Source organism: Granulicella pectinivorans, from assembly GCF_900114625.1.
In the GTDB taxonomy this organism is placed as follows: Bacteria; Acidobacteriota; Terriglobia; order Terriglobales; family Acidobacteriaceae; genus Edaphobacter; species Edaphobacter pectinivorans.
The window spans coordinates 694,475-714,508 of the sequence record NZ_FOZL01000002.1; the positions used below are offsets into that span (position 1 = coordinate 694,475).

At 60.8% G+C, this 20,034-nt stretch carries 18 protein-coding genes; 10 read left to right on the forward strand and 8 right to left on the reverse strand.

Going from position 1 to position 20,034, the window contains the following annotated elements; translation table 11 throughout:
• Positions 1–84: 84 nt before the first annotated feature.
• The 3 genes from BM400_RS20785 to BM400_RS20795 all read right to left on the reverse strand — a co-directional run bounded on the left by BM400_RS20785 (position 85) and on the right by BM400_RS20795 (position 3,416).
• A complete protein-coding gene (locus BM400_RS20785; protein WP_089843554.1) occupies positions 85–858 on the reverse strand; it encodes an SDR family NAD(P)-dependent oxidoreductase in 774 nt (257 codons plus the stop codon).
• 92 nt (positions 859–950) lie between these two features.
• Positions 951–2,486 (reverse strand): OmpA family protein, encoded by a 1,536-nt coding sequence (locus BM400_RS20790; protein WP_089843557.1) that lies wholly within the window; start codon positions 2,484–2,486, stop codon positions 951–953.
• A 192-nt stretch (positions 2,487–2,678) separates the two neighbouring features.
• Complete coding sequence (locus tag BM400_RS20795; RefSeq protein WP_089843559.1) at positions 2,679–3,416, reverse strand: GvpL/GvpF family gas vesicle protein; 738 nt, start codon at positions 3,414–3,416, stop codon at positions 2,679–2,681.
• Between the two features lie 532 nt (positions 3,417–3,948).
• On the opposite strand from BM400_RS20795, the gene BM400_RS20800 reads away from it, so the two are divergent.
• From BM400_RS20800 to BM400_RS20820, 4 genes are all read left to right on the forward strand, one after another.
• Positions 3,949–5,091, forward strand: coding sequence for a DUF481 domain-containing protein (locus tag BM400_RS20800; RefSeq protein ID WP_089843562.1), 1,143 nt, complete (start codon positions 3,949–3,951; stop codon positions 5,089–5,091).
• A gap of 202 nt (positions 5,092–5,293) precedes the next feature.
• Entirely contained in the window at positions 5,294–5,986 is a 693-nt protein-coding gene (locus BM400_RS20805) for a DUF481 domain-containing protein (protein ID WP_141224032.1), read from the forward strand.
• A 213-nt stretch (positions 5,987–6,199) separates the two neighbouring features.
• Positions 6,200–7,741, forward strand: a complete 1,542-nt coding sequence (locus BM400_RS20815; protein WP_089843570.1) for a fumarate hydratase — start codon at positions 6,200–6,202, stop codon at positions 7,739–7,741.
• A gap of 144 nt (positions 7,742–7,885) precedes the next feature.
• Complete coding sequence (locus BM400_RS20820; RefSeq protein ID WP_089843572.1) at positions 7,886–9,019, forward strand: mechanosensitive ion channel family protein; 1,134 nt, start codon at positions 7,886–7,888, stop codon at positions 9,017–9,019.
• Here the strand turns inward: BM400_RS20820 and BM400_RS20825 are convergent.
• Together BM400_RS20825 and pgsA are read right to left on the reverse strand one after the other, a co-directional pair.
• Positions 8,955–9,884: an NHL repeat-containing protein gene (locus BM400_RS20825; protein WP_089843575.1), complete on the reverse strand. Its 930-nt coding sequence runs from the start codon at positions 9,882–9,884 to the stop codon at positions 8,955–8,957. The two genes, BM400_RS20820 and BM400_RS20825, sit on opposite strands and share 65 nt — an antisense overlap.
• 101 nt (positions 9,885–9,985) lie before the next feature.
• The gene (gene pgsA, locus BM400_RS20830; RefSeq protein ID WP_089843577.1) at positions 9,986–10,678 is read right to left on the reverse strand and encodes a CDP-diacylglycerol--glycerol-3-phosphate 3-phosphatidyltransferase; all 693 of its coding nucleotides are present in this window, start codon (positions 10,676–10,678) and stop codon (positions 9,986–9,988) included.
• 176 nt (positions 10,679–10,854) lie between these two features.
• Between pgsA and BM400_RS20835 the strand changes: the two genes are divergently transcribed.
• Complete coding sequence (locus tag BM400_RS20835; protein ID WP_089843580.1) at positions 10,855–11,190, forward strand: hypothetical protein; 336 nt, start codon at positions 10,855–10,857, stop codon at positions 11,188–11,190.
• 53 nt (positions 11,191–11,243) lie between these two features.
• Here the strand turns inward: BM400_RS20835 and BM400_RS20840 are convergent, their stop codons facing one another.
• Positions 11,244–12,530: a Glu/Leu/Phe/Val family dehydrogenase gene (locus tag BM400_RS20840; RefSeq protein ID WP_425432410.1), complete on the reverse strand. Its 1,287-nt coding sequence runs from the start codon at positions 12,528–12,530 to the stop codon at positions 11,244–11,246.
• 173 nt (positions 12,531–12,703) lie between these two features.
• Here BM400_RS20840 and BM400_RS20845 point away from each other — a divergent pair, with 173 nt between their 5' ends.
• Positions 12,704–12,970: a hypothetical protein gene (locus tag BM400_RS20845; RefSeq protein ID WP_175529177.1), complete on the forward strand. Its 267-nt coding sequence runs from the start codon at positions 12,704–12,706 to the stop codon at positions 12,968–12,970.
• Positions 12,971–12,999: 29 nt separating this feature from the next.
• Entirely contained in the window at positions 13,000–14,514 is a 1,515-nt protein-coding gene (gene trpE, locus BM400_RS20850; protein WP_089843587.1) for an anthranilate synthase component I, read from the forward strand.
• 172 nt (positions 14,515–14,686) lie between these two features.
• Here the strand turns inward: trpE and BM400_RS20855 are convergent, their stop codons facing one another.
• Complete coding sequence (locus BM400_RS20855; protein ID WP_089843588.1) at positions 14,687–15,445, reverse strand: NIPSNAP family protein; 759 nt, start codon at positions 15,443–15,445, stop codon at positions 14,687–14,689.
• Positions 15,446–15,564: 119 nt separating this feature from the next.
• Here BM400_RS20855 and BM400_RS20860 point away from each other — a divergent pair, with 119 nt between their 5' ends.
• The 3 genes from BM400_RS20860 (at position 15,565) to purU (ending at position 18,672) form a co-directional block, all read left to right on the forward strand.
• Positions 15,565–16,149, forward strand: a complete 585-nt coding sequence (locus BM400_RS20860; RefSeq protein ID WP_089843591.1) for a DinB family protein — start codon at positions 15,565–15,567, stop codon at positions 16,147–16,149.
• 365 nt (positions 16,150–16,514) lie between these two features.
• A complete protein-coding gene (gene purB, locus BM400_RS20865; RefSeq protein ID WP_089843595.1) occupies positions 16,515–17,813 on the forward strand; it encodes an adenylosuccinate lyase in 1,299 nt (432 codons plus the stop codon).
• A 1-nt stretch (position 17,814) separates the two neighbouring features.
• Positions 17,815–18,672 carry a formyltetrahydrofolate deformylase gene (gene purU, locus BM400_RS20870; protein ID WP_089843598.1) on the forward strand — a complete coding sequence of 286 codons (858 nt, stop codon included), beginning with the start codon at positions 17,815–17,817 and terminating at the stop codon, positions 18,670–18,672.
• Positions 18,673–18,731: 59 nt separating this feature from the next.
• Here the strand turns inward: purU and BM400_RS20875 are convergent, their stop codons facing one another.
• Positions 18,732–19,994, reverse strand: coding sequence for a dipeptidase (locus BM400_RS20875; protein WP_089843600.1), 1,263 nt, complete (start codon positions 19,992–19,994; stop codon positions 18,732–18,734).
• Positions 19,995–20,034 lie beyond the last annotated feature (40 nt).

Below are 20,034 nucleotides of genomic sequence, written 5' to 3' on the forward strand. Positions count from 1 at the left end.
GTCCCTTAGAACGCCACGATACGGACCAAAAGAAAAAGTGCACCGAAATCGGTGCACTTTCACGGCGTGAGATCCGGTCTCAGCTTAGCCTCGCCGGTGGAACACCAGTGAATTCCCCTGGTCGATCGTCGTCATCACGATCGTGTGGATATTCACCCGAGCCGGGCGCGTAGCAGCCCAAACGATCGTATCCGCCACATCCTCAGGAATCAGCGGCGTAATGTTTTGATAAATCTTAGCCGCCCGCTCCGTATCCCCACGGAATCGTACCTCGCTGAATGCCGTCTCCACCATGCCCGGATCGACCGATGTCACGCGCACAGGTGTTCCCATCAAATCCAGCTTCAAACCCTCGCTGATCGCCTTTTCCGCCGCCTTCGTCGCGCAGTAGACGGTGCCATTCGCATAGGTAATATGACCCGCCGTCGATCCCAGATTGATCACATGGCCGAGTCCGCGCTCCACCATGCCCGGCACCACGGCCCGCGTCACATAGAGCAAGCCCTTCATGTTGGTGTCGATCATCTCGTCCCAGTTCTGAGAGTCGTCCTCGTAAACCTTCGCGAGACCGCGGCTCAAACCTGCGTTATTGACCAGAATATCGATCTTCCGCCACTCCTCCGGAAGCCCCTCGATCGCCGCGTTCACTGCAAGACGATCCTGCACGTCCAGCGAAAAGGTGTGAACCGCGACCCCATGGGTCGAGGCAATCTCCGTCGCCAGCTCCTCCAGCTTGTCGGCGCGCCGTGCACACAGCAGAAGCTTCGTCCCTTCAGCAGCAAACGCCAGGGCGGTAGCCCGGCCAATTCCGGAGCTGGCTCCGGTAATAAACGCAACGCGATCGCGAATCGAAGGCATGTGTTTTCCTTGGTTTTGAATTGTTTGAAGGTGATGCAGAAACAGCAAAGCCGCCCCGAAAGGCGGCTTTTGCCGGCTCAACTTTCATTCTATTACTGAGGTTCGCTCGCCGTGATACCAATCGCGTCGCCCGAAACAACAAGCTGCACGCGACGGTTCTGCTGACGTCCAGCCGCAGTACCGTTATCAGCCACCGGCTTCGACTTGCCATAGCCCGCCGCCGTGATGTTGTTGATGGAGACGCCCTGGGTGACCAGGAAGTCCTTGACGGCACCCGCACGGTTCTCCGACAGCTTCTGGTTCAGCTCGTCTGAGCCAACCGAGTCCGTATAGCCCTCAACCTGCAGCTTCAGACCCGGGTAAGCCTGCAGGATACCCGCAACCTTCGCCAGCGAGATCTGCGTGTTCTGCTTCAGTGTGTACTTGCCGGTATCGAACAGCACATCCGACATATTCACGATCAGACCACGCGCGGACTCCGACGTCTGCAACACGCTGTTCAACTGACCGCGCAGCTTCTCGCGGACCGCATTCGCATCCTGCGCGCTCTTGTTGGCCTCAGCAGCCTGGGCACGGGCACGAGCTGCATCGGCTTCGGCCCTCTCGCGTTCTGCATCCGCACGAGCCTTCGCCGCAGCAGCCTGCGCTGCTTCCATCTGTGACTGCTGAGCCGCAGCCGCAGCGGCGGCAGCATCGGCCTGCGCCTGATTCTTCGCCATCTCGGTCTGCTGCTGGCGCTCCGCGGCCTGCTTACGCAGGGTCAGGATGCGAGCGTCTTCAGCGCGCTGCACAGCCTGACGCGCAAAGGTGATCTCCATCTTGCGATCGCCCTTCTTGTTGGAATCGATGTCGTCGGCGTTCTTCAGATCGAGCATCGCCTCCTTCATGATGTCCGACGCGTATTTGTCCGCTCCCGTATTCATCGCAATCGCAACCGCATTGTGAGCCTGGTAGAGCTCCAGCGGAGAGCGTTCATTGCGCGTGATCGGGTCGGAGATCGACTTCGAACCGTCCGTGTTCGCGTAGGCACCGCGCGGCAGCAAGGCGAAGTGCGCATTGACCTTCTGCAGCTCACCCGACGTCTTGTTGGGACGGATCACATTCTTCAGTACGATCACATCGCTCGGCTGGGCCACCGCGTAATAGGGCTCCGCCGTCACGATCATGCCGAACGACTGCAGCGCCGTTGTCACGTGAATGTTGTTCTTCGTGCCCGCCGGCAGAACTTCACCGAGATTCTGGGGACGGCCATCGGCCGAAATGGCCCACAGCACATAGGTCAGGTACTCACGGCCAAAGCCGTTTGCCGGCGTAAGACCTTCGAACTTGGCATCGATCGTGATGCCGCCACGCTCGCTCGTGACCTTCGCCTCGCCCTTCGCGTTCGGCAGAAGATCCGTGCCCTCGAAACCGATCTCGGTCGAGCCGCTGCGGTGCAGGTAGTTCACTGCATCCAGATCGCGCTGCACAACCTTCACGCGATACAGGAAAATGCCGTCTTTCTCGACGATCGGTCCGGGGGCGGCGGTGGGGTTTTGTTCCTGGGCAAATGCGCTGCCGGCACACATCAGGCCGCACAGCATAAGGGTGGACATTGCACGTCCGGTGGTCATCTTCTGCGTAATCATCGCTCTCCTCGTACAGGCCTCAGATGATGGATTGAGCGAGAAATGAGCGCCCACCAACTGTGCCACTGGAAAGTCCGATGCGGACGTAGATGCAAAGGTAGTCCGCATTTTTATCGCATGAAGGTTGCCCGCCGCGCGACTTTATTTTTTGTCGCTGCGGCGGGCATGATGGTGTGGCGTCAAGACTTAGGCTTAAGCGTGATGCTGAGCGGTGGCGCTCGAGCGATGCACGAAGTGATACGGGGGCCAGGGACCCGAAAGCTGCATGCTGCATTCCTTCAGTTGAAGCGTTGCCGACGAGTATTTGTTCTGGTACCGCTCGACCGTCTTGTTGTCGATCAGGTGAGCGATATCGAGCAGCATCTTGCCCGACTCCATCCGCTTGCACGTAATCTCTTCCGCAAGCGGAAGGAACATGCGATGCATCTGGATCGACAGCGCGCGCGCCTTGGACTGCCGTTCACGCTGGCGGCTGGCGGATTCACGCAGACTGGTCAGATACTGCTGGCCAACCGTCATATCGCGTGCCGAGTTGCCAGGGCAGGTATCGTCCACCAGAACCTTCAGGTGCATCTCGGCCTTGCCGCGCAGACGCTCGACGTTGGCGAGGAAGTGGCGCTGATTGGAGCGGACCGACCGGCGAAGCGAATCGTCGTCCGCAAAGGTCGTACCGAAACGGAAAGGGAGAACGGTGGAGTGTTTGAAACAATCCGCAACCACACGAGCATGATCGCGAGCCATCTTGCTATCCATTGCAGCAATCTCTTCGTCAGAGTGTTCAGAGACGATGACGGCGAGTTCACTGGCAGGGAAAAGAAACGTTTGATTGCCGAAGAGACCAGATACCCCGGTCAGGGGCATTGGACGACGGTGCCGGCAGAGCTCGGGAAAAGCTTGCCGTTCCGCAATACAGTAGGCGTACCATGCCATGTTGTTCGCTCCAACTCCAACGCATTGGCACCATTTCGAGCCAAGCGGAAAATGTTTTCGATCGTTGAGCTATGTCGTACGTGAAAGCCCCCGGCATATCCGCTTGAAAAAACACGAACTTTACCGAGTGCGAAACGGATACTAAGCGCACGATTGGACAATTGGCAACAAAAAGTTGCACATAACATGGTCGGACCACTTTGGTCCGCCTAAGTCTCTGTTTTTATTGGCTTTTTGCCGGGAATTTCCGATGGATTCAGGCTATCTGGGGACGTCGCTCAACCCGTTCAGCGGGCAGGCGGTTCGACCGGGAGGATGCTTTTCGGCTCTTCTGTCGCATGGGAACGGTCCCGCCACGAAGGTGGATCTGCCTTCGTCCGATTTTGAGGCGCATTATCTTCAGGACTCGAAATACCCACCAGGCGAAGTACACGGCCAATCAATCGAACGGCTGGATGCAAGGAAGGCCTCTTTCGGAAAATTCAACTCCTCCCATCGTAACCGGGAAGCCAACCCGGGGTATTTTTAGAGCATGAGGATTTTTGGATTGCGCGCGGCGTTGGCCGCACTCGTCTTCGCCCCCGCCATTGCCTGCATCGCCCAGGAAAAACCCGCTCCTCCCCCAGCCGACGTCCTCATCTTCACCAACGGCGATCAATTGACCGGAAAGCTCGTCCGCGCCCTCGGCGGAAACGTCACCTTCCACAGCGACATGGCTGGCGACATCACCGTCTCCATCGACAAGATCAAGGGCCTGCGCGCGGCGGGAAACTTCGCCGTGCTCCGCAAGGACGCACCGATCACCCGGCAACCCGTCGTGCCTGGTTCTTTCGCCATCGAAGATGGCAAACTCACGATCATGGTCAAGTCCGAGCCCGTCGAGACCCTGCCCGTCAAGGATGTCGAATACATCCTCGATGCTGCTGCCTATCAGCACGATATCGCCGCCAAACAAGGCATCCTGCAAGGTTGGAACGGGGTCATCACCGGCGGCGCAACGGTCGTGCGCTCAAGCTCCAACGGATCGACGTTCAACGTCGGCATCGCACTCATCCGCGTCCAGCCGATGGTCGATTTCCTGCCCAAACGCAACCGCACCACGGCGAACTTCACCGAGACTTACGATCAGCTCACCCAGGAAGTCCCTCCACCCGCCACCACCGTCAAAACCAGCATCATGCACGCCGACGCCGAGCGCGACGAATATATCAAGCCACGCTTCTACTACCTCGGCGAGGTCGCCTTCGACCATAACTTCTCGCAAGGTCTTGACCTGCAGCAGACCTACGGCGGTGGTTTCGGCTGGACGCCGATCCAGAAACCGAACCAGCAGCTCGACCTCAAGGCCGACATCCACTACGAAAAACAGAAGTTCTTCTCGCAGGACCCCGCAGTCGTCGTGACCAATCAGAATCTGATCGGATCCACCATCTCCGAAGCCTACCGCCGCAATCTTCCCCGGAAGATCGTCTTCACCCAGACTGCCAATATCCTCCCTGCCTTCAACAACTCCGACGCCTACTCCGCGAACGTCTCCGCGATTTTGTCCGCGCCGGTCTTCAAACGCCTCAGCCTCACGGTGACGACCACGGACAACTTCCTCAACAATCCCGCCCCCGGTTACCAGAAGAACAGCTACCAGTTCATCACCGGGGTCAGCTACAACCTCCGCTGATTCGCCGGAATGGGGGTGACGTGTCCGGTCCGGGCGCGTCGAACCCCTAACGGCTTCCCTCTGCGGCAATATCTGCGAGCCTCCGGCACGTCGCCGGGGGCCATGGATGTTCTAATAAGAGAGGTCCTGCACTACAGCCTCCGGAAACCGCGGACGAGCTGGGCCACGAGATCGAAGAAGGATTCAGCAGAGGAAACGCTTGATGTCTGGTATGGAACGGAAGATGAAGTGTGTAGCGGCGGCTCTCGTCGCTCTGGTGATGGTTGCGTACGTGGCTCCGGCCCAGGCGCAGATCAAGAGAACGAAGCGTGAATCCAGCGCCAACCGCAAGGCTCGTATCGAGCGGCAGACCGAGGAGACCTACTCCAAGCGCTGGGAGGTCTTCGGCGGCGGCGGCTATCTGCGCTTCCAGTCAGGCCAGTATCTGCAGCGCAACAACGAGATCACCTGGGCCGTCAGCACCACCTATTTCCTGAACAAGAAGCTGGGCATCATGGGAGACGTGCGCGGAGCGTTCGGCAATGCCAAGGTGGGCAACAACATCTACGGCGTCTACAACCCGCTCATCACCGAGTACACCTTCCTCGGCGGCCCCACCTATCGCCTCTATGCCAAGCAGAAGCAGGCCGTCAGCGTGCAGGCCATGGGCGGATACGCTCTCGGCAACTTCGACGGCGGATCGAAGGCGATCCCCGCTCCCCTGCTCGGTATGTGGCCGACCTCGAATAAGCCGGTCTTCTCGGTGGGTGTCAGCTACGACTACAACTTCTACCCCAACCTCGCCTTCCGCGTCACGCCGACCTACGTCGGCACGACCTTCGGCAGCAAGCTCCAGAACAATGCAGGCGTCAACGCCGGTCTTGTGCTTCGCTTCGGCAAGCAGTCTCAGAAATAACCTCCTCACCACTCCATCGGGCCTGCGATCCACGTGCAGGCCCGATGCTTTTTAACCTCATCGCTGAACTGGTCGAGGAGCCAATTTTCGAGCAGCGCGAGGACCAGCCGATCTTGCCCTGGCAACATCGGTATATGCGTCACAACGCTTCTGCCTGCGGGCAGCGGGCCCGCCCGGCAGGACATCTGGTTTACCCTTATCTGGGGAAATAACATGAAGACCATCAAGCAGGACGATCTCATCCAGAGCGTAGCCGACGCGCTCCAGTACATCAGCTTCTACCATCCCGTGGACTACATCACGAACCTGGCCCGCGCCTACGACCTTGAGCAATCACCCGCCGCCAAGGATGCCATCGCACAGATCCTCATCAACTCCCGCATGTGCGCCGAGGGCCACCGTCCCATCTGCCAGGACACCGGCATCGTCACCGCCTTCGTCAAGGTCGGCATGGAAGTTCAGTGGGAGGCCTCCAGCGTCTTCGGCATGATGGACATGCAGGGCATGATCGATGAAGGCGTCCGCGTCGCCTGGCGCAACTCCGACAACGTCCTCCGCCCCAGCCTGCTGGCGGACCCAGCCTTCACCCGCCGCAACACCGGCGACAACACCCCCGCCATGGTCGTCGTCACGCTGGTAGCCGGAGACGCCGTAGACATCACCGTAGCCTCAAAAGGTGGCGGAAGCGAAGCCAAATCCAAGTTCGTGATGCTGAATCCCTCCGACTCGGTCGTCGACTGGGTTCTCAAGACCGTCCCCACCATGGGCGCCGGCTGGTGTCCCCCCGGCATGCTCGGCATCGGCATCGGCGGCACCGCCGAGAAGGCCATGGTCATGGCGAAAGAGTCTCTCATGGACCCCATCGACATGCAGGAACTCCTCGCCCGCGGCCCCCAGACCAACGTCGAAAAGCTCCGCATCGAGCTCTACGAGAAGGTGAACCGCCTCGGCATCGGCGCCCAGGGCCTCGGCGGCCTGACGACCGTGCTCGACGTCAAGATCATGGACTACCCCACGCACGCCGCCAACCTGCCCGTGGCCATGATCCCCAACTGCGCCGCCACCCGCCACCTCCACATCCGCCTCGACGGCTCCGGCCCCGTCATGACCGACCCGCCATCCCTCGACGCCTGGCCGAAGCTCACCTACGACGTCCACAGCGCCCGCCGCGTCAACCTCGACACCGTCACCAAGGAAGAAGTGAAAACCTGGAAGCCCGGCGAGGTCGTCCTGCTCTCCGGCAAGCTCCTCACCGGCCGCGACGCCGCCCACAAGCGCCTCACCGACATGCTCAACCGCGGCGAAAAGCTCCCTGTCGACTTCAAGGGACGCTTCATCTACTACGTCGGCCCGGTCGAGGCCGTGCGCGACGAAGCCGTAGGCCCCGCCGGCCCCACCACCGCCACCCGCATGGACAAGTTCACCCGCCAGATGCTCGAGCAGACCGGCCTCCTCGGCATGATCGGCAAGGCCGAACGCGGCCCCGAAGCCATCGCCGCCATCCGCGACAACGAAGCCGTCTACCTGATGGCCGTCGGCGGCGCAGCCTACCTCGTCTCAAAGGCCATCAAACACTCGAAACTCCTCGCCTTCGCCGACCTTGGGATGGAAGCCATCTACGAGTTCGAGGTCCAGGACATGCCCGTCACCGTCGCCGTCGACGCCCAGGGAACCAGCGTCCACATCACCGGCCCCGCCGAGTGGAGCCAGAAGATCGCCCAGGGTGTCGGCAACCTGCCCATCTTCGGCCAGTAGCCCTCGTTCGTGTCATCCCCCGTCGCAGCGGGCCATCGCAGCGATGGGGATGACCACGAAACAAACGGCAACAGCTGCTGTTATTTCTTCCCGCCTCTTCCGTCTTTTCCCCACAGTCTTTTCTCTTCCCTGCATCCAACCAACATGTCCATCCTCCAAGCCAATCACCGCTGGTTCCTGGCCATCTTCCTCTTCTGCGCCGCCATCTTCCTCGCCAACGCAGCCCACTACATCCTCTTCCGCGTCCTCAAGCGCAAGGAGGCCGAGGGCACCAGCGAGTTCGCTCCCGGATGGGGTATCCAGCGGCACCTCGCCCACCCCGCCCGCGCCATCTTCCTCATCACCTGCACCCTCTTCATCCTGCCCAGCATCCCCCACCTGCCCGACAACTGGGAAGACATCATCCGCCAGGGACTCATCATGTCCCTCATCCTCTCGCTCGGCTGGATGGCCGCCGGCGGCGTCTACGTCGCGCAGACCCTACTGCTCAAAAAGTACGACCTCAACGCCGAGAACAACGTCCGCGCCCGCCGCGTCCACACCCAGTTCCAACTCTTCCGCCGGCTCATCATCGGCTTCATCATGGTGGTCACCCTCGGCGCTCTCCTCTGGAGCTTCCACGACCCACGCATCTGGCACTACGGCACCGGCCTGCTCGCCTCCGCCGGGGTGGCCTCCCTCGTCCTCGCCACCGCCGCCAAATCCACCGCGTCCAACGTCCTCGCCGGCCTGCAGATCGCCCTCACCGAACCCATCCGCCTGGACGACGTCGTCATCGTGCAGGGGGAGTGGGGCCGCATCGAGGAGATCACCACCGCCTACGTCGTCATCCGCATCTGGGACCAGCGCCGCCTCATCGTGCCGCTCAGCTACTTCATCGAAAATTCGTTCCAGAACTGGACCCGCGAGTCCGCCGAGATCCTCGGCACGGCCTTCCTCTACGTCGACTACTCCATCCCAGTCGCCGAACTTCGCGCACAGCTCGACCGGATCGTCCACCCATCCAAGCTCTGGGACGGCCGCGTCTGCGGTCTCCAGGTCACCAACCTCACTGAAAAGACCATGGAGCTCCGCTGCTTGATGAGCTCACGGAACGCCAGTGAAAGCTTCGACCTGCGCTGCCTCGTCCGCGAAGAGATGACCGCCTACATCCAGCAGCACTACCCCGACGCCTTCCCCACCACCCGCATGTCGTTTCAGCAGACCGGCACGTCTACCGAAACGTCCCGAAGTGCGCCTCTTCCGGCCTTTCCGAAGCATCGAGGAACTGAATCGTAGTCGCCGGGCCCAGGTTCGGATCCTTCCACTGCTTCAGCACCCAAACCAGCTTCTTGTCGGGCGTCACCTCGATCGCCTGCAGGGTGTCCGCGCTCACCTGGCCGCTCCACTCATTGCCCCAGTTGTTGATCACGGTATTGCCATTGGGCAGCCGCCAGGCCAGTTGAAGATTGTCGAACCTCACCGTGGGCGTATCCTCCGGCTTCCAGTTCCACACCGAGTCGCCCCGCCGCGTAATCTCCCGCACTCCGCCCTTATCCGTGATCAGCACATTGCCGTTCTCGAGCGGCGTCACACCCCACACCCCCGTGCCCGGAAACGACCAGAGCTCATGGCCCTCGGAGTCGTACTCCACCACCTTGCTCAAATCCATGTGCGCGACCAGAAGCGTCCCCTGCGGCGTCAGCCGAGCGTGCCGAAACTGCCCATGCGTGCTCTGCGGATTCTTTACCGGAAGCTGGATCTCTTTTTCGATCGCGTTGGTCCGAATATTCACGACCCGCAGCAGGGCCGGGTTCCCATTCTGGATATACAACACCCGGTCCAGCCCGATCGGCACCGCCGTATGCACCTCATGCCCTGCGGGGACGTCGTACCGCCAGATCACCTTCTTCTCCGGCGTAATCTCCTCCACCGCGAACTGGTGCGCGAAGAGGATGTTCCCATTCGAGAGCATCACCGCATCCGAGACCTCGCCCTTGCCCTCCGGCTCATCGAACGACCACGCCACCTTGCCGCCCTTCAGTACAAAGAGCTTCCTGTCATGCGATTCCCCCGCGTAGAAGAAGTCATGCCGCGCAAGGTCGGTCGATTGAGCAAACGCGGCGACAGGCAGGGCCAGAACGGAAAGAAGAAGAAGGCGCATGGAGGGATGAAACCTCAGGGAGAGTTTGGACAGGACCGCGCACCCGAATGGCACGCGACCACCATCTTACGCGCCGTCTCGAAGATGCAATGGGAGAAAAACTAGGCCACCGGTGAGTTCGCCTGCGGAGCCTTCCGCCGGCTCAAAACAGCCGTCCGCCGGCCACGCCGCTTATCCGAGGCATGGTCGATCTTCTTCCAGAAACCGATAAAGTAGTCCACCGCCGAGATAATTGAAACGATCGTCATCCAGTAGATCGCCGTCACCGCGATCAGATGCACCGCGACGATGAACCCACCCCAGTTCCAGTAGTCCCACCGATGCGCCAGAATCGCCGCTACCACCGACACGATCTGGATGACCGTCTTCAGCTTCCCGATCTCGCTCGCCTCGATCGTAAAGCCCTCCGCCGATGCAATCGAACGCAGCCCCGACACCAGGAACTCACGCCCAATCACCACCACCGCAATCCAGGGCGGAACCAGCCGCGGGTTATACGCGACCAGAATGATAAAAGCCGCCGTCACCATCAGCTTGTCGGCCAGCGGGTCCAGCAGCATCCCCATCGTCGTAATCTGCTTGCGTCTGCGCGCCAGGTATCCATCCAGACCGTCGGTAATCGAAGCCAGAATAAACACAATCGACGCAGCGATCTCCTGCTCCGCGCCACGCAGCCCCGTCGCCGTAGGCGGCACAATTGCGTTGAGCGTATGCAGGCCGTGCGACGACATGATCCAGATCAGCAGCGGCACGCTGGCAATGCGGCTCATCGTAATGGAGTTCGGCAGATTCATCGAGAAAGATTCACCGCCACTTCGGAAGGAACGGTTACCAGCATTCTGTCACATCCACCCATCCCTCGGGGAGATACCGTCCAACCGCCAAAGATTCCGAGCGACATTTCCCCATTCCGAACGTTTACAACCCCAGGGTGCAAGCAAGACGGAACGTCACCCCACGGAGAAATGCCATGAAAACTGCCTCACTCACCCTGCCGTCTGCCCTGTTTGCGGCTCTTTTGCTCGCCGGATGCTCGCATCCCACCTACTACGCCCCTCCCCCGCCGCCGCCACCCGCCTACGCCGTGCCGCCCCTGATCGAACGAGCCCACCAGGAAGGCTTCCGCTGGGGTACCCAGATGGGCGCACGGGACATCTCCAACAACCTCGGACACCACCCCCGCCAGGACCGCGTCTTCCACGACACCCCCGGTTACGAACCCAACATGGGGCCCTACGAGCCCTATCGCGACGCCTTCCGCCAGGCCTACCTCGACGGATACGAACGCGCCTACTACCGCCGCTAACGCAAAACGCCCTGCCCTTCCGCGAGGAAGCGCAGGGCGTTTCAACCACCAGATTAGGCGTAGATCCCACGCTGCTTCGTCGTATAGGCCACCCGGTCGATCGCCAGCATGTACGCCGCCGTCCGGTTGTTCACCTGGTGCGACTTCGCATAGCTCAACACGTCGTCGAAGCTGTCGATCATAATGCGCTCCAGCCGCTGGTTCACTTCGGCTTCGGTCCAGAAGTACCCCATGCGGTCCTGTACCCACTCAAAGTAGCTCGTCGTCACGCCTCCCGCGTTGGCCAGGATGTCCGGAATCACAAACACCCCTTTCGCCTCCAGGATGTCGTCCGCCACAATCGTCGTCGGCCCGTTCGCACCCTCGCACAGAATCCGGCACTGCAGCTTGTCCGCGTTCTGGCTGGTGATCACATTCTCCGTTGCGGCGGGAATCAGAATCTCGCACGGCCACGTCAGCAGCTCGGACTTATCGACCGCGACGCCGCCGGCAAAGCCGTTGATCGTCCCCGCCTTCGCCCGATGCTCCAACAACGCGCCGATATCCAAACCCTCCGGATTCGAAAGCGCCCCGTCATACTCCGCCAGTCCGATGATCGTGTAGCCCTTATCGAACAGAATCTTCGCTGCATTCGACCCGACATTGCCAAAGCCCTGCACGATCACCCGGCATCCCTGCACCGGCATATCCAGGGCCTTCAGCGCCTGATCGCACACCACGGCGATCCCTCGCCCGGTAGCCTCGCGGCGTCCGCGCGAGCCGCCAATATTCACCGGCTTGCCCGTCACCACCGACGTCACCGTCTGCCGCATGTGCATGGAATACGTGTCCATGATCCACGCCATCGTCTGCTCGTTCGTGCCCATGTCCGGCGCGGGCACGTCCTTCTCAGGCCCGATAAACTCAATCAGCTCAGCCGTATAGCGCCGCGTCATCCTCTCCAGTTCGCCCTGCGACATCTTTTTCGGATCGCAGATCACACCGCCCTTCGCGCCGCCGAACGGAATATTCACCACCGCGCACTTCCAGGTCATCCAGCTCGCCAGTGCCCTCACCTCGTCCAGCGATACATCCGGCGAAAACCGAATTCCGCCCTTCGCCGGTCCGCGTGCGATCGAGTGCTGCACCCGATACCCTGTGAAAACCTCAATCGTTCCATCGTCCATCCCCACCGGAATGTGAACGATGATCTCCCGCGCCGGCGACCGCAGCACCTTGCAGATGCCCGGATCCAGCTTCAGCTTTTCGGCAGCAAGATCGAACCGGGCGGCCTGTGCCTCCCAGGGATTCGTCTCTTCTTCCAACGTCAACTTCTTAACTTCAGTGTGTTCCAGCGTCATCGTTGCCATCTTGTCTTGTTCCTTCTTCTTGGCAGCTCGTAGGGCTGCGGGTACAAATGATTCTCCGGCCATTGCGCTCTCCTCATCGGTGACATGTCAGCCCGGGGAGCATAAAAGGTTCGACCAGACCGGTCTGTGGCCCAACCCGCGAAGTATAGGCTCCTCTCATTACGATGATCAAACTCGCGGCAGCGACTGCATATTTACGATCCACAGGACGAACACGCGCTATGGGTGAAATCCTCCAACTGGTTTATAGGCTCGGTATCGCAGCCGCGGTCTTCGCCGTGCTGCTTCTTGCAGCCTTTCTGGTCCGAAGACTGTTCGAAAGCCCGAAGACGAGAAAGCGGATCATCCTTGGCACGACGGCGATGTATCTGGCGTGCCTGATCGCCTGCTTCGGTTTCATCGCATTCATCCTGAGCGGGAATCTGAACTAGACCGCCCTTCCGCAGCTATCATTACTTCTATGTGTGCCGTCCGAGCAGCCCTGCAGCTTCCCTCCGAGAAAGAATTCCAGCGCCTCAGCCGCGTCCATTCCCTCGTCCCCGTCTATCGCACCGTCGTCGCCGATCTTGAGACCCCCGTCTCCGCCTTCCTGCGCATCGCGAACGACGAGCCCGAGGCCTTCCTGCTCGAATCCGTCGAGGGCGGCGAGCGCGTGGGCCGCTACACCTTTATCGGCATCGAACCGTACAAAAAGATGGTTTCGCGCGGCACCAGCATCACGTCCGAGCAAAAGGGCAAACGCCCCCGCACGTTTGAAGGGGACATCTTCGACGAACTCAAGAAGGCGCTCGCCGGCCACACTCCCGCCCGCCTGCCTGGCCTGCCGCCCTTCACCGCGGGAGCCGTCGGCTTCTTCGCCTACGACGTCGTCCGCCAGATCGAAAAGCTCCCCACCCTGGCCAAAGACGAGCTCGGCGTCCCCGACGCCTGCCTGATGTTCTTCGACCAGGTCATCGCCTTCGACCATGTCAAGAAGGAGATCCACCTCATGGTCACGGCGGACTTCCAGCGCGAATCCGCCAAGGGAGCCTACGACCGCGCTGTCCGTCGCCTGAACAAGCTCGAAAAGCGCTTGGCCAACGCCCTCCCCAGGCCCCGCAAGGCCAAGGCGCTGGGCAAGCTGAAGATCACCCCTCGCACCACGAAGGCCGCTTTCCTGAAAGCCGTCGAAAAGACCAAGGAGTACATCGCCGCCGGAGACGTCTTCCAGTGTGTCCTCTCGCAGCGTTTCGACTGCGTCCCCGAGGTTCCCGCCTTCGACGTTTATCGCGCCCTGCGGATCGTCAACCCTTCGCCCTACATGTACTTCCTCCGCTTCGGTCTCGAAAAGGGGAAGAAAACTACCCCGGCCCACATCGTAGGCAGCTCCCCCGAACTTCTCGTCCGCGTCCATGGCCGCAAGGTGGAGTACCGCCCCATCGCCGGAACCCGCGCGCGCTCCGAGGACGAAGCCATCGACAAGGGCTACGAAGACGATCTCCGTACCGACGAAAAAGAGGTCGCCGAGCACATCATGCTGGTCGACCTCGGTCGCAACGATGTAGGCCGCGTCAGCGAATTCGGGTCTGTGAAGGTAAAGGACCTGATGTTCGTGGAACGTTACAGCCACGTCATGCACCTGGTCAGCGCCGTGGAAGGCACTCTCAAGGAAGCACTTGGCCCGGTCGATGCCTTCCGCGCATGCTTCCCTGCCGGAACCCTCTCCGGCGCCCCTAAAATCCGCGCCATGGAGGTGATCGAGGAGCTCGAGCCCACCCGTCGCGGTGTCTACGGCGGCTCCATCCTCTATGCCGACTTCAACGGCAACCTCGACTCCTGCATCGCTATCCGCACCCTCTACCTTGATGGCGAGCAGGGCTACATCCAGGCCGGCGCGGGCATCGTAGCCGACTCAGTCCCGGTAAAAGAGTTCGAGGAATGCGGCAACAAGGCCCGCGCCGTCGTCCGAGCCATCGAAAGAGCACGCGGGCTCTAACCACATCGCTGCGCCCAGAGTTACATCCATGCTGAGCGCAGCGAAAATCCCTGGTTCGCTTTTCCAGCTCCTGGCAGTTCCCCATGGGAGATACTTCCCGAATCAGCGAACCGTTCTCGCTTCTTTTCCCGCTTTTCCCGCCTTTTCCCTACAGTCTGTTGCTCTTGCCGTTCTAGATCTGCGAACACCCCAAGGGGCTCAGGTAGAGATTCGAAATATTGCTCACGATCTCCGGATCCGTGTTTCCCGGCCTATGCGACAGCTCCTTCCAGGCTGGGTCTGCTGAAAACGCAGCCCAGTGCTTCCCCAACTCCGCCACGTCCGGAAACGTCAGCATATACGTCAGCGAAGGCATCGCCGGCCCAACGATCGTGTCCCCAAAGAACACTGGCGTCAGCCCCGCCTTCACGAAGATTGCAATCTCCGCCTCATTGAACATCGCGACTTTACGCGAATGCGCCGCATGGCTCGGACTCTCATAGGTCCTCAACTGGAAGATCCTCTTCTCCTTCTTAGGAGCCACCAGCTTCGGCCAACCCGCAAACGCCGAAAGAAGCGAATACTCCACCCGCAGAAACGCCGGAGCCGTCGCCGGTGCCTCCCAGAACGCCTTCGCCGCCTGCACAAACTCGGCATCGTTCTCCAGCCGCGCATCGAGCGTGGCCAGCACCTCAACCGACTTCGAAGGAATCAGCACATAAAACTTCGGCGTCTCGGGACCGATATCCAGCTTGAATGCCCCCACCGGAGTAATCCCCATGCGATTCAAAGCCGGAAGCAGCGCATGCTCAAAGTATCCCTGGCACAGCGCCCCCTGCGGCCCGCTCCGCAGCGTGTACGTCCGCAGTTGATAGAACTCCTGCGCCCCGGCCACCGGAGCCCCGCCGCCTCCAGCCAAAGCCGCTCCCGCCGTCCCCAATGCCGATTTCATAAACTCCCGTCGCTCCACTGCTTCCTCCACACGTTCTCGCACACCAGCTTACGCCAGCAGATGTGATATCTCTGCTACGCTGAACTCGCTTCCTGTACAAATCTCCGAGGTACACACCGATGCGCATCAAGATCACCCTAGCCGCTGCAGTCCTGGCTCTCTCCACCCTGACCGCCACCGCACAAATGGGGAAGGCCCCTTCCCTCGGCGCCGTCGGCACCCCCGCCGACCCAGCAAAAGCCATCGACCTCATGCTCAACCTCTTCGAGCACGAGGCCATGGGCGTCGTCAAAACCATGCCCGCCGACAAGTTCTCCTTCGCTCCCAACCACGCCATCTTCGCCCCCACCCAGGGTGAGAAGTTCGAAGGCGTCCGCAGCTTCGTCCAGCAGGTCACGCACGTCGCTCAGGCCAACTACTACTTCTTCTCGACCATCAGTGGCACCAAGCCCGACGTCGACGTGAAGGCCATCGACAAGATCACCACCAAGGAAGAGGCCGTAGCCGCCCTCGCCGCCTCCTTCGCCTTCGGCCACAAGGCCGTCGCGACCATCACTCCGGAGAACGCTTTCACCGTCATCAAGGGCGCCGATGGCATGGACACCCGAGCCACCCTCGCTACCTTCGCTGTGGCCCACGGATACGATCACTACGGCCAGATGGTCGAATACCTCCGCATGAATGGCCTCACGCCCCCGCAATAACCCTCACGAAAACTCCCGCCGCTGCGGCCGCTTTAGAAAGCGCACCGCAGCGGCTTTTGCATTTGCGCTGCAAACGTATGTTTCGATATCTGCGCCACAAAAAATCTTTCAAAACAGCAGCAAAATCAGATGTCAAGCCTAGAAACCCCATAAACATCTCAATCAAAACACCTTATACCTGACCTATCAGTTCCTGCCAAAAGCAGACAATAGAACCAGGAAAGATCCACCGCCCTTCCCCCACAATCTTTCAGCCCCCCCCCACGAACAAGTCCACCCTCAAGTCCTTATTCTCGAAGACTTTGAGTCCAAAAGGGGGGAGGAGCCCCCCGAAATCCATCGACGAACGAAGTAAACTAGACAGCATGATCCCTCGTTATACTCGCCCCGAGATGGCCCGCATCTGGTCCGACGAAAACAAGTACCGCTGCTGGCTCAAGGTAGAAGTAGCCGCCTCCCAGGCCCTCGCCGCCGCCGGCATCGTCCCGCAGGACGCCGCCGACGCCATCCGCGACAAAGGCAACTTCGACGTCGCCCGCATCCAGGCCATCGAGGACGAGGTCAAGCACGACGTCATCGCCTTCACCACCGCCGTCGCCGAGCACATCGGCCCCGAATCCCGCTGGCTCCACTACGGCCTGACCTCCACCGACGTCGTCGACACCGCCCAGGCCCTCCAGATCAAGGAAGCCTCCGCTATCATCCGCGCCGGCATCGTCAAGCTGTCCGACGTCCTCGCCCGCCGCGCCCTCGAGTTCAAGCACACCCCCATCATCGGCCGCACCCACGGCGTCCACGCCGAGCCCACCACCTTCGGCCTCAAGCTCCTCCTCTGGTTCTCCGAGATGCAGCGCAACCTCAAGCGCTTCGATGCCGCCGCCGAGGATCTCCGCGTTGCTAAGCTCTCCGGAGCCGTCGGCACCTTTGGCCACCTGAAGCCAGCCCACGAAGAAGCCATCGCCGACGCCCTCGGCCTCGTCCCCGTCGACGTCGCCACGCAGGTCGTCCAGCGCGACCGCCACGCGGCCTACATCGGTGCCCTCGCCATCCTCGTCAGCACCCTCGACAAGATCGCCACCGAAGTCCGCCACCTCCAGCGCACCGAAGTCCGCGAAGCCGAAGAGTTCTTCTCCGAAAAGCAGAAGGGCTCCAGCGCCATGCCCCACAAGCGCAATCCCATCGCCTCCGAGCAGATCAGCGGCCTGGCCCGCGTCGTCCGGGCCAACGCCCAGACCGCCTACGAGAACATTGCTCTCTGGCACGAGCGCGACATCAGCCACTCCTCCGCCGAGCGCGTCATCATCCCCGACTCCACCATCCTCGCCGACTACCTCCTCGCGAAGACCGCCAACCTGATCGACAAGCTCCTCGTCTACCCCGCCCGCATGCTCAGGAACCTCGAGTCCACCGGTGGCCTCATCTTCTCCGGCCAGCTCCTGCTCGACCTAGCCGAATCCGGAATGCTCCGCGAAGACGCCTATCGCCTCGTCCAGGGCCACGCCATGCGCTCCTGGAAGGAAGACCTCGTCTTCCGCGACGAAGTAGCCAAAGACCCCGCCATCACCGAGCGCCTCTCGCCCGAAAAGCTGGCACACGCCTTCGACTACAAGCGCCAGCTGGCCAACGTGGACGCCATCTTCGCCCGCGTAGCCGCCAAGTCGTAACATGCCCACCACCGCCACCCTCTTAGTCGATTGTCCCGATCGCAAAGGTCTCGTCTTTGCGATCGTGGACTTCCTCGTCCGCCGCTACGACGTCAACATCCTCCACGCCGACCAGCACCAGGACGCCGAGCTCGGCCTCTTCTTCATGCGCGTCGAGTTCTCGACCGAAGCCCCCAACTTTACCCAGACATCGTTCGAGGAAACCTTCGCCCCCATCGCCGAACAGTTTGCCATGAACTGGCGCATCGAGTTCGCCGCCGCCAAACAGAATGTAGCCATCTTCGTCAGCCAGTATCTCCACTGCCTCGCCGACCTCCTGCACCGTCACCAGACCGGCGAATTCCACGCCAACGTAGCCCTCATCGTCTCCAACCACGAGAGTGCCCGTCCCCTGGCAGAGTTCTACGGCATCCCCTTCCACCACACCCCGATGACCGCCACCACCCGCCCCGAAGTCGAAGCCGCCCAACTGGCCCTGCTCTCTGCGCATACGATCGACTTGGTCATCCTCGCCCGCTACATGCAGATCCTCTCGCCTAAGTTCGTCGAGACCTACCCAAGACGCATCATCAACGTCCACCACTCCTTCCTCCCCGCCTTCACCGGTGCCAAGCCCTACCACGCCGCCTACGCCCGTGGCGTCAAGCTCATCGGGGCCACCAGCCACTACGTCACCGAAGCCCTCGATGAAGGCCCTATCATCGAGCAGGACGTAGCCCGCATCTCGCAGAACGACCAGCTCCCCAGCCTCATCCAAAAGGGCCGCGATTTAGAGCGCATGGTCCTCTCGCGAGCCGTCCAATGGCATCTGGACCATCGCATCCTCTCCTACGCCAACAAAACCGTCATCTTCGCCTAAAGCAAAAAGGCTGGAGACTTAACCTCAGTCTCCAGCCCTTCCAAGCAATTTGGTAAAGACTACTTCGCCGTAGCGATCGTAGTCTCAATCGGAGCCATCCCCTTCAGCTCCTGTGCCCGCTTCTCCACCGCCCGCATCACCCGCAGTAGATTCCCTCCATAGATCTTCTTGATATCCGTAGCCGAATACCCCTTCTCCAGCAGGGCCCGGGTCAGCGCCGGAAACTTGTCATACGACTCAAGCCCCGCCGGCACGCATCCCACGCCGTCATAGTCCGTCCCGATCCCCACATGGTCGATCCCGCCCACCTTCACCGCGTGGTCGATATGCTCGACGACATCAGCCAGCGTAGCCGGAGGAACCTTCGCCGAGGCCTCCATAAATAGCTTCTCCATCGCCGCATCCCGCGCCGCGGGATCCGCGATCTTACGAGCCTCCATCATCTTCGGCCGCAGCTCTGCCATCATCGGCTTCGAGGCATCGTTATACCGCTGCGAAAGATACCCACAATCGAAGTTGATCTGCATCGTCCCGCCGTTCTTCGCCAGCGCACGGATCATGTCGTCCGTCATATTGCGCGTATGCGTGTCCACCGCGCGGCATGAGCTGTGCGAGGCAATAATCGGCGCAGTCGAAACCGCAATCGCGTCATAGAAGGTCTTATCCGCCGTATGCGAGATATCGACCATCATCCCCAGCCGGTTCATCTCCCGCACCACGTCCTTCCCGAACGGCGTCAGTCCATCATGCTTCGCCACAGTGGGATCGTCATGGTCCCCCTGAGCATCCGCCCAGTTGTTCGTGTTGAAATGCGTCAGGGTCATATACCGGATACCCAGCGCATAGTAGTCCCGCAGCAACCGCAGCGAGTCTTCGATCGCATGCCCACCTTCAATCCCCATCAGCGCCGCAATCTTCTTTTGCTTGTGCGCCTTCTCGACATCGGCCGCCGTTGTCGCATACATAAACTCATCCGGATGCTTCAGAATCACATCCGTCCGCACCGTGTCGATCATCTCCAGCGTCCGGTTCGCCGAGTGATTGTCTTTTACATACGATGCATCCACAAATACCGCAAAGAACTCCGCACCCAGAAACCCTTTCATCCTCGCAAGATCCGTCTGTCCCGTCTTGTTCGGCGTCGCAATGTCGTAGCCCGTCACGGTCTTCGAAGGGATGTCATCGTGCGTGTCGATCAGGATCGCCTCCCGCGTAATCTTGTCCACCTCAGCCTGCGTCACCGGCTTGGTGCGCGGAGTCTGGGCGAGCACGGGAACGGCAAGGAGAGAGAAGAGAGCGGCGGCACGGCGCGAAGAGAGCATTTGTAACCTTTCTTGTTACGAAAAGAATGCAGTCGAGAAA